The sequence below is a fragment of the Flavobacterium potami genome, from assembly GCF_020026915.1.
Taxonomy (GTDB): Bacteria; Bacteroidota; Bacteroidia; order Flavobacteriales; family Flavobacteriaceae; genus Flavobacterium; species Flavobacterium potami.
This window is the reverse complement of the sequence record NZ_JAINUY010000001.1, coordinates 259,039-273,836: the sequence shown is the minus strand read 5'-3', so window position 1 is coordinate 273,836 and position 14,798 is coordinate 259,039. Positions and strand designations below refer to the sequence as shown.

Sequence of the window (14,798 nt, the reverse complement as noted above, 5' to 3'; positions counted from 1 at the left end):
CTATTATGAGACATTTCTCAAAAAATAGGTTATCAAAGGTAGGAGGCTTTTTAAATTAAAATTTATAGAATTAAGCCTTTGGTTTATAACATTCAAATTGAAATTAGATAATCAACAAATTATTAACTTTCTTATAATTATGTAACTAAAAAATCCTTTATTATAAGTTTAATATTACAATTAAATAGTAACTTTGATAGGATTAAAAATATTTTGTAATGGACCCATATCTAATAGTACAATTAATTTTAATTTCAATTGGCGCAACTTCTGCTATGACTTGGTTTAGCTATTTTATCTCAAAAATATTCCAAAAACAGTACAAAGAGCCCATAATTCTAGCAACCGTATTTGGTGAATTTAATTTTAATATTTCTGGTGGCATTAAAAGAAAAGTAGGTTGGATGCTACATTTTCTGATTGGTTTTTTATTCGTCGCCGGATATCATATTATACTGGATGAAAACATTTTATCCATTTCAATTCCAAGTGCCATTTTGTTAGGAAGTATTAGTGGTATCATTGGAATAATTGGCTGGTTTATTATCTTTAAAAATACCAATTACAAACCAAGAATTGATTTTACAGGGTATTACATTCAATTATTCTTTGCTCATATTGTTTTCGCTTTGGTGGCAGTATTTTTATATTATATGACCTTAATTCTGGTAATAGTTACCAAAGATTATATTACATATTCATAAAAAAACAGGGACAAAAATCCCTGTTTTTTTTAATTGAAAATATCAATTTTTACCAGCCTTTTACTGCTCCTCCTTTAAATTCGGTTTCGGCTGCTTTTTCTACTTCTGGAGACTGGAAAGCTTGTAAAAACTGTTTTATTTTTTCTTCATTTTTATTGTCCTCACGACTCACAACTAAATTCACATAAGGAGATTCTTTGTCCTCAACAAATAGTGCATCGCGAGATGGTACTAATCCCGCCTGAGAAGCAAAAGTATTATTGATAATTGCAATTGAAACATTTGCATCGTCTAGAGCTCGTGGCAATTGTGGTGCTTCCAATTCTAATATCTTTAGATTTTTAGGATTACCAACAATGTCTGTTACCTTTGGCAACAAACCGACACCATCTTTCAATTTCAATAAACCATTTTTCTGTAAAAGCAATAGAGAACGTCCTCCATTTGTTGGATCATTCGGAATAATGATTGTGCTTTCATTTTTCAATTCAGAAAGGCTTTTTATTTTTTTAGAATACCCTGCAATTGGGTAAACAAACGTTTTTCCGATAATGGCTAATTTATAACCGCGTTGTTTAGATTGTTCATCCATGTACGGTTTATGCTGAAAAGCATTTGCATCAATATCACCTTGACTTAAGGCTTCATTTGGAATCACATAGTCGTTGAACGATACTAGTTCGACTTCCAATCCGAATTTTTCTTTGGCTACTTTTTTAGCTGCTTCCGCTACTTTCAATTCTGGTCCAGCAGCAACCCCAACTTTAATAAAATGTGGATCATTTTTTTTATCATTTCCACAGTTTGATAAAATAAGTGCCAAAGCCAAAACTCCAGCTGTTTTTAAAATATTTCTTTTCATAATAATTGTATATTTTTTAATTTCTAAAATTTCTCTTTCAACTTTCGACTTTTGACTTTAGTCTAAATTATCTATGATCGAATCGTTTTGATAATTTGTCTCCCGCAAACTGAATTATAAATACTAGGATGACCAATAAACCTAAAACAGAATTCATGGTTACGGCATCATAACCGATATATCCGTATTGATAGCCAACTTGTCCTAAACCTCCAGCTCCAACTGCTCCACCCATTGCAGAATACCCCACAAGCGTGATTAACGTAATTGAAGCCGCATTGATTAAAGAAGGTAAAGCTTCTGGAAGTAAAACTTTGTAAACTATTTGAAAAGGTGTTGCACCTAAAGCTCTTGCTGCTTCGATTAAACCAGAAGGCAAGCTTAGCAAACTGTTTTCTACCAAACGAGCAATAAACGGCGCCGCTCCAATACTTAAAGGAACCAAAGCCGCACTAACACCAATTGAAGTTCCAACAATAGCGCGTGTAAAAGGAATCATCCAAACGATTAAAATGATGAATGGAATGGAACGAAAAACATTTACCAAAACCGATAAAATACGGTTTAAAACAGGCTGTTCCAAGATTTGATTTTTACGGGTAAGGAAAAGCAAAATTCCTGTTGGAAGTCCCAATAAAAAACCGAAAAAGCCAGATACAAAGGTCATAACAATGGTCTCCCATGTTCCTTTTAATAATAAATCTATAAGAGAATCAGACATAACCTATAATTTCTGTTTTAATGTGTTTTGAATTAAAATATTGAATCGCAGCATCATAATTTTCGCGTTTTCCTGAAAGCTCAATCAGCATTACACCAAAATTTACTTCGCCTGCTTGATCCATTTGTGCGCTTACGATTTTGAAATCGGTATCAAAAAGTCTTGAAACTTCTGAAATAACTGGTTCGTTAACCGATTTTCCAGTCATTTCTAATTTCAGTAACGGATTCAGATTTCCATTATCTTCTTTCTGTAATTTTTCCTGATAAACAGATGGAACTTCAATATGGAGAGAAGAAGAAATAAATTCTCTAGTCAATTCCTCTTTCGGATCAGCGAAGATTTCACCAACACTTCCCTGTTCTATAAGTTTTCCGTGACTGATAACCGCAACTTCATCACAAATTGACTTTACAACTTCCATTTGATGTGTAATCAATAAAACCGTGATGTTTAAGCGCTTGTTAATATCTTTCAGTAAATTCAAAATAGAACGTGTCGTTGCAGGATCCAAAGCACTTGTAGCTTCATCGCACAACAATACTTTCGGATTATTGGCCAAAGTTCTCGCAATCGCTACTCTTTGTTTTTGTCCGCCCGAAAGACTTGCCGGATAATCGTTTGCCTTTTCTGCCAAACCAACCAATTGCAGCAATTCTAAAACTCTGCTTTTGATTTCGTTTTTTGAAATTCCTGCCAACTCTAAAGGGAAAGCCACATTTTCGAAAACAGTTCTAGAAGAAAGCAAATTGAAATGCTGAAAAATCATTCCGATTTGTCTTCTTTCGATCGCCAATTCTGAGTTTGACAATTGCATCAAAGCTTTTCCATCTACAATAATTTCTCCCGAAGTGGGCCTTTCCAACAAATTCACACAGCGAATCAGCGTACTTTTTCCAGCACCCGAAGTGCCAATTACACCAAAAACTTTCCCTTGCGGAACTCGCAGCGAGACATCAGACAAGGCAGTAACAATCCTATCCTTCTGATGAAAAGTTTTGGTTACATTTTTTAATTCAATCATTTCGTAATCAAGGTTAAAACAAAAAGCCTTTCAAATATTCATGAAAGGCTTTTTGAAATAAATAATATAGTTTTATATAGAAGCCAGATCTATGAATTGCATTACAAAAACACAGCACATCATAGCGCTGTTATAATAATTCTTCATATTCTGGTTGTTTTTTCTCATTGCGATTGCAAATTTAAGCAGTTATTTTCAATTTTAATGCAAAATCTATCAAAACTTTTATTTCCCTATCAACCTAATAGACTACTACATCGTTTGCACCTTAATTTAATCATTCTTAGCATCTAATAAAATCGCTAATTGAATACAAGGCGAATCAGAGCGATTACTCCATGCATGATTGGTACCGCGCTGAATTACGATATCTCCCGTTTTTAATAGCGTTTCTTCTTCATCGACAATCAAATAAATTTCACCTGAAATAATGATAATATAATCCAACGTATCTGTTTGATGCATTAAAGGATGCGGCTGACCTTCAGTAGCAACGATTCCTAAATCTTTATCGGGAGGAATCTGTACATATCGAAAATAACTACCGTTTTTGGGTGTGTTCGGAAAAGCGGTATTTTCTATAATTTCTTCTTCAAATTTAGCAGGACTAGTATTTGTTGACCATATATCAGAAATAATTAATCCTGGAAAATGTTCTGAAACATTGGTTACAGTGGCATCTTCTTCTATAATTGATTTACCGTTTTTTAAACCCGTTACAACTCTTCTTGGTATTGTTTTCATTCTTTATTTTCGTTTTTTGAAACACATAGAATCATAGATTTACTTTGTCTAGAGAAGGCATTTCATTTGTTTAAACAAACATAGCTATGTGTTGAAAAGCTTGCTTTTCTTTAGCAATCTTTTTTTCACGAATTAAAAATCTATGTTTCTATGTGGTTAAATTTTAATCCAGTTCAAACCATTCTTTTACTTCTCTTTCGATTGTATTGTTGATTTTAGGATTCTCGAATTCGTTTGTGGCAGGATTATATTCGTACTCTTTCTGCCATTTTTTATAATGTAGAGCTACTTGCTGAATGGCATTACAAATAAATAAAAGCTCTTCATCTGTTGTTATTGGATGCAATGACAAACGAACCCAACCTGGTTTATTGGTTTGATTCTTTTCTAGCAATTCATTGGTAATGGCTTTGGAACGTTTTTCATCAATATTGAACAAATAATGTGCGTATGTACTTGCACACGACCAACCGCCACGAACCTGAATTCCGAAACGATCATTTAAAAGTCGTACGATTAAATTGTAATGAATATCTTCAATTACAAAAGAAACACAGCCAATTCGTTTGCTTTTTAAATCTCCTAAAATGGACAAACCTGGTATTTTTTGAAGTTTCGAAAAACACAGATTCAAAAGTTCTTTTTCTCTTTTTGCAATTTGTTCAACGCCCATTTTTTCTTTCAGCTCTAAAGCCAAAGCAGCACGAATTACCTGCAAAAATCCTGGAGTTCCTCCATCTTCTCTTACTTCTATTACATCGCTGTAACAGTAATTCCCCAACGGATTGGTCCATTTTACATTTCCTCCACCCGGATTATCGGGAAAATCAGATTGATATAATTTTTTATTGAAAACCAAAATTCCGCAAGTTCCAGGTCCGCCCAAGAATTTATGAGGCGAAAAGAAAATGGCATCTAATTGCTGTTCAGGATCTTTCGGATGCATGTCGATTTTAACGTACGGTGCAGAGGCAGCGAAATCTACAAAACACAATCCACCATTTTGATGCATGATTTTGGCTAGCTCATCATAAGGAGTAATAATTCCCGTAACATTTGAACAAGCGGTAAACGAACCGATTTTTAAACTCCTGTCTGCGTATTTTTTTATTTCTGTAGAAAGACTCTCCGGATCGACTAAATTGTCTTCATCAGCAGGAAGAATGACCACATCTGCATTGGTTTCATACCAAGGAACTTGATTAGAGTGATGTTCCATGTGTGTGATAAAAACAACTGGTTTATCTTTTTCATTTTCGTATGTTTTTCTTAAGCCGATAATTCGTTGCAATTTTGATAAAGCGGCTGTCATTCCGGTTCCTGTTGTTACTAAAACATCTGACTCATTTGCATTGACCGATTTTTTAATAATCTCTCTCGCATATTGATAAGCATAAGTCGACGTTTTTCCGGTTTGACTTGAAAGTGAATGCGTATTGGCAATCATTGGACCAATTTTATTTAGCATAATATCTTCAATCGGCGTGTATAATCTTCCGCTGGCGACCCAATCTGCATATATCAGATTTTGTTCTCCATAAACCGATTCAAAAATATGATCTATTCCTACTGTGTTTTCTCTAAATTTAAAAAAGTAACACTGAGATTCTGTTGGTTTTGTTGTTGGCTCAATAGCATTCATTTCCCTATCATTTTTAAATTAACAAATTGTATTTTAGATTGAATTTCGAATGAATTCAAAATTCAGAAGTAATTAATTTTATTAGTTGTTGCTGACTTTTTTGTCTAAAAGAGATTTAAGTGTCGATTGCAATTCTTCTCCGTGAAGATTTTTAGCTACGATTGTTCCCTTAGAATCCACTAAATAATTGGCTGGAATGGCTCTTACCCCGTATAATTTAGCAACAGCGCTATTCCAGAAAAGCAAATCTGAAACATGCGTCCAAGTTAAATTATCATCCTGAATTCCTTTGATCCAGTTTTCTTTCTTTTTGTCTAAAGAAATGGCGATGATGTTAAATCCTTTATCGTGAAACTCTTTGTAAGCCGCCACAATGTTGGGATTTTCTCTTCGGCATGGACCACACCATGAAGCCCAAAAATCGACTAAAGTGTAGCCTTTCAAATTTTCAGAAAAATGAACCGGTTTTCCTTCAGTATCATTGGCCGTAAAATCTGGGGCTTTTTTTCCTACTGCTAATCCGTCTAAAACAATGGCTAAATCTTTTAGTTCTTTCACGTAAGTGCTATTCTGAAGACTTTTGTCTAGTAAAGCAATATTTTGCGTGATTTGTTCTGGAGTCAAACGGTACGACCAGTTTCTGTATAATACATAAGCCGAAACGATGGAATTAGGATGCTCTGTAATGAATTTACTAATTTCTACCTCTTTTGTTTTCTTGTACGTTTCAAACAAATCTTGTGTAGCAGAACCTTCTACAACCGAATTCGTGTAATATTTCTTCGGACTTAATTTTACTGTAATAGGTCCTTTTTCAAGGAAAATATACAATGGTGAATCTGCTGTATTTACGCTTAATCCGTATAGTTCTGGTGTTTTCACTTTAGTTTTAAAGCTAAAATTTCCATCTTTTACTTTTACCGAATCAATAGTCGTAAACATTTTATTGTGAAACTTTTGCAGATACACATATTTTGCAACAGTATCGACAACAGTTCCTTTTAATTGCAAATTGTTTTCTTGCGCCTGCGTTTGGAATATTCCAAAAAATAAGGCAAAACCTAGTAGTATTTTTTTCATTTTATTTTGAGTTTTAAGATTAGACAAAAGAATTTCAGGCCAATGCCAAAAGTCATCAGCGTATTTATTTGAAAATAATTTTTAAGAGAGAAACTAGCGCTTTCGCATTCGAAAAAAAACAAGACTATTTTGTTCGAAAATGGTATTCAAAACTTCGTAACCGGCGTATATAGTTGATTCTATTTCCATTTTAAAAAATAAAGTTTTAATGTTAATGATCTTATTCAGATTTAGCAATCTCTTTTCTTATCTGTCCCACAAAACGGGAAGGATTTAGCACCTTATTCGGCAACAGGTTGCTAAGACTTCATCGGGCCCATTCCCTCAGTCTTTCTGGATAAGTATCATTTTATAAATTTTCTATTATGCAAATATATACTAATTCTACCAAATTAGTCAAGTTTTAATTATGTTTTTTTAATTTTTATTTAAAACGAACTTTTAAACACTCATTAAACAACTACAAAACAATGATTTACAATAAAAAAAATAATTTAAAAAAAGCCTGTAAACAAGAGTAATTTACAGGCTTTTCAAATTTTAAATCTTAAACGATTAATTGTTTTGTTCTGCAATTGTGGATTTATTGAGTTTTATCACTCTGATTTTTTTATTCGTATTATCCGATAAAAAAATGCGATCATTTAACTGAGCAGTTCCTACTATAGTGCCAAATGCATTTTTACCCAAAATATCAGAGGCATTTACCACCGCTTTATAATTCTTTTTACTGAATTCTTCTTTTGGATACAATCGCAAATAAGAAGCGCTTCCTACATTTTCAGAAGTTACTGCCCAATCTTTACTGAAAGAAACAGCAATGGGTTTAATATCGGTAAATTGAACTTTTTCTGGTTCAATTGGCGTCGTTAATGAATTGGCTGCATTCGCTTTAATATTGGCAATATTATAATACAAATAACTCTTCGCGTCTCTTCCGGCTACAACCAGATTTCCATCATAAACATCTAAAGAATAAACTTCTGTATACCCATTTAAAGTGTTTAGTTTTGCGATTGGTTCTAAATTCCAATTACTGGTTTCTGTAATTTGAGAAGCATCAAGTACTTTTATAATGTTGTTTTTTTCTTTTACAAATACCAATCCGTCTTTGGCCACAACACCGAAAACGTGCACAAAAGTCTGCCACCATTGGCCATTTCCAACAGTACTGATTCCAACATTTGTCGTTTCATCAAAAACAAATAATCTTGATTCTGTACTTCCAACGTAAATACGTCCGTTATCAACAGAAACTGAAGTTAAAGCCGTTAACGGAATTGTCGTAGTTCCTTTTGTAAATTCCTTGATAGTTTTGATATGAGAAAGCGTTACAGCATTAAAAATTTCTAAAACATCGCCATTTATCACATATAATTTCTCATTTGAAACGGCAATTCCTTTTGGGTCAAATGCAGCTGTAGTTCCCGGAATACTTTCGGCACTAATCGACGCTTCATCTGTTGGATAATAATAATCGTAATTTTTAGATTCGATATCGTCTTTACTGCAACTTGTAAAAAAACAAAGCGCAAAGATTAAGGGCAAAATATGTTTCATGTTCATTTTATATTTTAATTCCATTTTCCTTCACCTTTATATTTCAGCAAAAACGGATTTTTCGGATTGATCGCAAATACTGGTTTCTTATAAGCTCCTTTTACATAATTTGTTTTAGAATACGTCTTCAAAACGTCTGGGTCTATAAAAGGAAGATCATTCAAATAAATTAAATACTTATAAAAATGGGTCAGCATTTCTTGTTGTCCTCCACCTTCTCCACTGTTGGCCAAATTACTGCTGTGACTAAAACCAATATGATGCGAATATTCATGCGACCAAACTGACATTTCTCCAACCCAATGTCCTGTAACATATCCTGACTCCCATTGCGAAGCTAAATTTCCTCCTCCCCAAGCAGAATCTCCGCCTACCATTGCCATGTAAACCGTTCTTTTATCCAAATAATTCCAGTAGATTTTTTCGATTTCTTCTTTAGAATAATAATCATAAACTCCGTCAACATCGTCCGCATTTCCGTGCCAGTTCAACGCTCCGCTTATGGCAGTACCAGCAGTTGCTGCCTGTTCTTGTTTGTATTTGTCAAAATTGGTAAATGTATTGTAATACAACGGATGACTTAAAGCATAAGAATAATTGATAATCATAGTAATAGCTTCTTTAGCCAAAACCGGATTCATCGGAAGAAATTTCCCTAGTTCGTTAATATGATAGCCATCATGAAACTGAACCAAATGATTGGATTTTATTTTTTTGAATTTTTGAAATAACGGATCTTCCGATTCTACAGAAAACTCAATTGCTCCAGAAGAGAATCCTTCAATTTTATCGATGGTTACTGTATTTCCTGTTTCCAACAAATAATCGTTTTTCTGATCCGTCAAAGGAATTTTGTGAAAGGAACGATGAAAAGCAGGAATTTTAGAAAAATTGTAAATCAGAAATCGTTTGCTGTAATTTGGCAGTTTCGCGTATATTTTTACATCTGAAAGTCCGACTGGCGAATACAGTGAAACTTGTACCGAATCTTTTCCTTTCTGAATAATCTGAAGCGGTTCATTTACTCTAAACCAACGATCGGTTTTATCATACATTTTTGAAGGACTTTCATCATCTTCAAACATGGTCATCGGATGATTTTCTGCAGGCAAAGTTGTCGCATCAATGCTTGGCAGATAATTTGGTTGGTACGAATCTCCATCGTCACTGCAACCAAAAATGATGCTTGACAATAATGCAAGCAAAAAATAGTGAGTGTTTTTTCTCATCTGTAAGTATGTAGGTTTGGGGTTAAATATGTTGCAAAACTATAAATATGTCTGATATAAACAAGTGAATTGCAAGAAAAATATTAACCAAAAGTGTATAAATAATAAACTTATGTAAACCAATACTATACTTAATGATCAGATTTCAAACTTATTATTCCGTCAAATCTAAAGTTTTGATAACGGTTAAATCTGGATCAAACTGAACAAAAATGGCAGGAAAACCAGCTTTAATTTTTCCAATTTCATCTTGAATTCCTATGGCCGCAGCAACTCTTGTCGTTGCCATTTTTATGGCTTCATCTGCTGGTACATTCAAATGATTAAAAGCATTTTGGACCGCCTCTGTCATTGAAATTGTTGCACCTGCAAGATTACCATCTTCGTTTCTGTAAAAACCATCTACTAAATGTGCATCAAAATTATCCCATTTAAAATTGGCCACTTTTCGTCCTAAAAATGTAGCATCACTGATAAGGAAGAATTTTTCTTTCTTTACTTTATAGGCCACTTTTGCTGCTGCATAATCACAATGAACTCCGTCTAATATAACGGGAGCAAAAACGTCTTCATTTTCAAAAACAGCTCCGACCAAACCAGGTTCGCGATGACCAAATTGTGTCATGGCATTAAATAAATGCGTAACAAGGTTTATTCCTTTTGCAAAATATGGCTGTGCTTCTTTGTGTGTAATGGTGGAATGTCCGATTGAAATTGTAATACCGCTTTCTATTAGCATATCCAGTTGTTCTTCTGTAAAACATTCGGGAGCGATTGTAATGACTTTTATAACGTCTTTCCCTCTACTGATAATTTCCTGAAGTTCTTCGTTCGTTGGTTTTCTAACTTGGTCAACACTGTGTGCGCCTCTTCTTTGCGGATTCAAAAATGGTCCTTCCAAATGCATTCCAATTACACCGTTATTATGTTTTTTCCTGTAATCACGAATTGCTTCAATTCCTTGCAAAATGGTTTCTTTCGACGACGAAATCAAACAAGGCAAAACATGAGTGGTACCGTATTTCATACTTGCATCGTAAATATCTTGAATGGTTTCTTCGTTTGGAGTTTGGCTGAAATAGTATTTTTCTCCACCATTAATCTGAATATCTATAAAACCAGCAGCAAGATGTTTTCCATTTAAATCTATTATTTCAATATCAGTGGGAATTTCTTTTTGAACCGAAGTAATAGTACCGTTTTCTACAATTACGACTCCATTTTCGATTATTTCTTCTCCTGTATGTATAATTGCATTTACGATTGCTTGTTTCATCTTTTATTTCTTTTTTTCAAATTTAAATAAGTAATGATTAAAAAAAGCAATTTTTGCCAAATGAAATATCACTTGGCAAAAATTTAAAAACATAAACACAATATTTTAATTTTCTCTTCTGACAGCATAAATACTCAAGGAAGAAAGCAGACAGATTAAAGCAATGATCATAAACAAGAATTTTGTTTCTCCTGTTTTTTCAATTATAAATCCTAAAAGCGGTTCGCCGAAAGCGGCAAATAAATAACCGCACATATTCATAATTCCTATTGAAGTTCCTGTTCTTTCGGTTCCCATAATTTCTGGACACAAAGCCCAAAAGTTTGCCTGTGGTCCGTAGACAAAAAAACCACAGGTTATTAAAAGCAGACTTATTACAACTAAACTTGCATTATGAGTGAAGAACAATAAAAAAGAAAGACAAGAACAAATCAACATTCCGAAGAAAATAGAACGGTAATTACTTTTGAAATAATAAGTAGAAAGCTGTCCGAAGGAAAAAGCGCCTAAAGCCATTCCTAGTGGAAGCAGAAAGGTTACCCAAATTAAAGATGGATCACTTTGCCAATCGTTTCCTAAAAAGTGAACTGGAATCCAAAATATCAATCCATAACGCGCCATGCTTTCTAAGCCGAATGACAGACAGACAATTCGGAACTTTTTATTTCCTAAAACATCTTTATAGCTTTTTTTGATTGCATCGAAATCGAATCCTGTTGCTTTTTTTTCAATTGCAACTGGCGATGGTTTTATAAAGATCAGAAAAACGGTTGCCGAAACTAGAAGTAATAAAACTGGAATTCTGAACAACATTCGCCATTCTAAATGCAGTGAGGTAATATAAATCGAAATGGCAAAAGTTACTGCCGATGAAAATCCTGCAGCCATTGTATACATTCCGAAGGCTTTGTTTCTTTCTTCGCTTGAAAACCAATTGGCGATAATTCTTCCGCCTGGCGCCCAAGCCATCGATTGAAAATAACCATTTAAAAACCATAAAATCAGAATAATGTAAGACGAATGCGTAAAACTGATTCCTAAATTACAAGCAATGGAAAGATAAGCGCCAAGCGGCACCATGTATTTTGGACTGAAACGATCCGCTAAGTTTCCATTAATAAACTGTCCGATTGAATAACCAATCAGCATGGCAAAACTGATCCAGCCAATGAAAGTGTACGAGATCCCTAAGTCTTCCCGCATTGCTTTTGTTGCCCATCCAAAATTATGTCTGCCTGTGTAAAAAAACAGGTAACAAAACATGGTTAGAAAAAGCATTTGATATTTTTTTGAGATTGTTCTCATTTTTAAATATTGATTAAAACCCTGAAAGGTTTGTATTTTACAGCATATTCAAATGCTTCTTTGGTTTCTTTGAGTTCAAATTCTTTTTCTATGAAAGTTTGAAAAGGATAAGCTGAAAAATGCTCTTCAAAAAAGGAAACGGCATTTACAAAATCTTCAAAATTGTAATTATGCATTCCTTTGATGCTCAACAATTTCCTTATCATCATTTCTGGATTTACAGCTATATCTTCTGTTGGCGTTACCGCTCCAATCCAAATGTGCTGTGTTCCTATTGCGCTGTATTTTAATCCTGTTTTTATAGCATCAACAGAACCGCTCATATCGATTATTACATCAAAACCTTTTTTATAAAATTGAGACATAATGTTTTCTAATTCTTCAATTGGCGATAAAGCGTTATAAATATATTTGGCTCCAAAAGATTTACTTTTTTCAAGTCGATCCTTATCAATATCAAAAACAGTAACAGAAGCTGCCTTTTTTTGTTCTGCAATTGATGAAGCAATTAATCCAAGAACTCCTGCGCCAAGAATCAGTACATTTTTATTTTCAATTTTATCGATTAAGCGAAAAGCAGCCATTGCTGTAGCTCCCGCACAATTGATTATTGGGGCGAATTTTTCGTTTATTGATGAAGGAACTTTTAGAATTCCCGTTCCTTTTTTTAGTACACAATGCGTTCCTAAACCACCGTTGAATTTTTCTTCTTTGGTAAATTTTACATGTCCGTATTTAAATAAACTAGCCGATTTTTGAGGCATTTTATCTTTTACAAATTCATCTTCGTTTGGAGCTGCAAAAATGGTCCAAGTAACAATATCTCCTAGTTTTAAGATGTTTCCATTCAAATCATAAAAAGGTTCGTTAGAAGCCATTTCTATAATTTCGCCCACAATTTCGTGGCCTAAAACAATTGGAGATGGTTCTTTTCTTCTTCCTGTGAAGGTGTGTAAATCGCTTCCGCATAAGGTTGCGTATTTGTTTTTTACTAGTATTTCACCGCTTTTAAGTTTAGGAAGTGCTGTAAATTCTGGAAGAATGCTTCGCTCTCTGTCGTCAAAGAGCATTACGCATGAATTACACATTTTTTGTTAAGTTGTTTAAATTATCAATTTTAAATTGAGGTCCGTTTTTTTCACCGCTGTTGGGCAGTAAAATATCTTGATTGAATTTGTAGTCTATATTGATTTCTTTCTGAGCCACTTTCAGAATAAAATAACCATGAGCCGCGATATTATTGTACACCATGTGGGGATTCAGTTTATAAAGCATTTCACTTTTTTTGATTATTTTTTCTTCAGAAAGACGATCGTCATTTTTTGAAGTGATTGACGGCGTTAGAAATTCCCATGCTGCAAAATTTTCTTTTGAAATCTGATTTTTAGCATACAATTCTAAAACATGACTTTGATGATGATCTCCAGTTAAAATAATCGGTGGATTTTTTAAGCTTTGAAAAACTTCAATAAGTCGGTTTCTTTGATACGGATAACCTGTCCACCAATCTTCTTCTTTTACAGACTCTTCTTTTTTACTTTTGTAACCTGTAAACATTACAGGATTGACCAAAAAGTTCCAACGTGCATTGCTGTTTTTTAATTCATCAGATAAAAATTTGAACTGTTTGTACGAAATCATTTTTCGGTCTGGACTTTGTTTTCCAAGATCGTTGCTTAAGAGCTGTTTGTCTCTTCCGTCCAATCTTTCTTCCATAAAAACGAAATTAGCATCATTTCCTATTTTTATCGAACGAATCATTTCTGAAGCCGATTTAGCTCTTACAGGCATCCATTCAAAATAAGCTTGCATAGCAGCAGCACTTCTATCAGTCCAATTTCCTTCGTCACTTTGATGGTTTTTAGCACCGTCTTTATAAGCATTGTTGGCCAATTCGTGATCGTCCCAAATACAGATGAAAGGTTTGTGCTGATGCGCTTTTTGAAGCTCTTTATCTTTACGATAAAGAGCATATCTTTTTCTATAATCTGACAACGAAACCAATTCGTGCAGCGGATCATTTATTCTATGACTTTGTTCCAAAAAGACTTTATTGCAATATTGCCCTGTTCCGTATTCATAAATGTAATCGCCTAAGTGAAAAACATAATCGATTTCTGGATTGTCTGCAATATGTTGGAAAGAGGTAAAATAACCATCTTCATAATTGTTACAGCTGATAACGGCAATCTGCAAAGGTTTTACAGCCGAATCTGGAAACGTTTTACAGATTCCAATATCTGAAACAGCATTGTTGTAAATAAATCGGTAATAGTAAACCTGATTCTTTTTAAGATCGGTCACATCTACTTTCACCGTATAATCTCTTGCTTGCGAAGTGATGGTAAAACCTTTTTTAATCTCTGAATTGAAATTTTTATCGGTTGAAATCTGCCATTCTACTTTGCATTCTCCAATAGAATTGGTGTTAATATGTGTCCAAATAATTACCGCATTTTCAGTTGGATCTCCTGAAGCTATTCCGTGAATGAAATAGTTGTTTTCATTTGAATTTAGCAGCGATAAAAATAATGAAGGGAACAGTATCGGCATCATCCCCAGCATTGATTGTTTTACAAAACGTCTTCTGTTCATCTTATTATAAAATTGGCAATATTACTGCTTGAATGTTATCTGTATGTTGGCTTATT

13 protein-coding genes and 1 riboswitch are annotated in these 14,798 nt (G+C 33.8%); of the genes, 1 reads left to right on the top strand and 12 read right to left on the bottom strand.

The genetic code is table 11. The features are described from left to right. Positions 1 to 218: 218 nt before the first annotated feature. On the top strand, positions 219 to 704 hold the full coding sequence (locus K6T82_RS01275; protein WP_223704210.1) for a hypothetical protein: 486 nt from the start codon (positions 219 to 221) through the stop codon (positions 702 to 704). A 49-nt stretch (positions 705 to 753) separates the two neighbouring features. Here the strand turns inward: K6T82_RS01275 and metQ are convergent, their stop codons facing one another. The 12 genes from metQ to K6T82_RS01215 all read right to left on the bottom strand — a co-directional run bounded on the left by metQ (position 754) and on the right by K6T82_RS01215 (position 14,742). Next, the gene (gene metQ / locus K6T82_RS01270; RefSeq protein ID WP_223704209.1) at positions 754 to 1,566 is read right to left on the bottom strand and encodes a methionine ABC transporter substrate-binding lipoprotein MetQ; all 813 of its coding nucleotides are present in this window, start codon (positions 1,564 to 1,566) and stop codon (positions 754 to 756) included. A 67-nt stretch (positions 1,567 to 1,633) separates the two neighbouring features. Beyond that, positions 1,634 to 2,287: a methionine ABC transporter permease MetI gene (locus K6T82_RS01265; protein ID WP_223704208.1), complete on the bottom strand. Its 654-nt coding sequence runs from the start codon at positions 2,285 to 2,287 to the stop codon at positions 1,634 to 1,636. Further along, the gene (gene metN / locus K6T82_RS01260) at positions 2,280 to 3,311 is read right to left on the bottom strand and encodes a methionine ABC transporter ATP-binding protein MetN (RefSeq protein WP_223704207.1); all 1,032 of its coding nucleotides are present in this window, start codon (positions 3,309 to 3,311) and stop codon (positions 2,280 to 2,282) included. The genes K6T82_RS01265 and metN overlap by 8 nt, the downstream gene beginning before the upstream one ends. A 273-nt stretch (positions 3,312 to 3,584) precedes the next feature. Beyond that, entirely contained in the window at positions 3,585 to 4,055 is a 471-nt protein-coding gene (locus K6T82_RS01255; protein WP_223704206.1) for a cupin domain-containing protein, read from the bottom strand. 163 nt (positions 4,056 to 4,218) lie between these two features. Then, positions 4,219 to 5,697 (bottom strand): aminotransferase class V-fold PLP-dependent enzyme, encoded by a 1,479-nt coding sequence (locus K6T82_RS01250; RefSeq protein ID WP_223704205.1) that lies wholly within the window; start codon positions 5,695 to 5,697, stop codon positions 4,219 to 4,221. Between the two features lie 81 nt (positions 5,698 to 5,778). Continuing rightward, positions 5,779 to 6,777 (bottom strand): TlpA disulfide reductase family protein, encoded by a 999-nt coding sequence (locus K6T82_RS01245; protein ID WP_223704204.1) that lies wholly within the window; start codon positions 6,775 to 6,777, stop codon positions 5,779 to 5,781. A gap of 243 nt (positions 6,778 to 7,020) precedes the next feature. Beyond that, positions 7,021 to 7,121: riboswitch (SAM riboswitch) on the bottom strand. A gap of 211 nt (positions 7,122 to 7,332) precedes the next feature. Continuing rightward, the gene (locus K6T82_RS01240; RefSeq protein WP_223704203.1) at positions 7,333 to 8,337 is read right to left on the bottom strand and encodes an NHL repeat-containing protein; all 1,005 of its coding nucleotides are present in this window, start codon (positions 8,335 to 8,337) and stop codon (positions 7,333 to 7,335) included. A gap of 14 nt (positions 8,338 to 8,351) precedes the next feature. Then, positions 8,352 to 9,566 carry a hypothetical protein gene (locus K6T82_RS01235; protein WP_223704202.1) on the bottom strand — a complete coding sequence of 405 codons (1,215 nt, stop codon included), beginning with the start codon at positions 9,564 to 9,566 and terminating at the stop codon, positions 8,352 to 8,354. 154 nt (positions 9,567 to 9,720) lie between these two features. Beyond that, entirely contained in the window at positions 9,721 to 10,842 is a 1,122-nt protein-coding gene (gene nagA / locus K6T82_RS01230) for an N-acetylglucosamine-6-phosphate deacetylase (protein WP_223704201.1), read from the bottom strand. Between the two features lie 105 nt (positions 10,843 to 10,947). Next, a complete protein-coding gene (locus K6T82_RS01225; protein ID WP_223704200.1) occupies positions 10,948 to 12,147 on the bottom strand; it encodes an MFS transporter in 1,200 nt (399 codons plus the stop codon). 2 nt (positions 12,148 to 12,149) lie between these two features. Then, positions 12,150 to 13,235, bottom strand: coding sequence for a zinc-binding dehydrogenase (locus K6T82_RS01220; protein ID WP_223704199.1), 1,086 nt, complete (start codon positions 13,233 to 13,235; stop codon positions 12,150 to 12,152). Next, positions 13,228 to 14,742, bottom strand: coding sequence for an alkaline phosphatase D family protein (locus K6T82_RS01215; protein ID WP_223704198.1), 1,515 nt, complete (start codon positions 14,740 to 14,742; stop codon positions 13,228 to 13,230). Before K6T82_RS01215 ends, K6T82_RS01220 begins: the two co-directional genes overlap by 8 nt. Positions 14,743 to 14,798 lie beyond the last annotated feature (56 nt).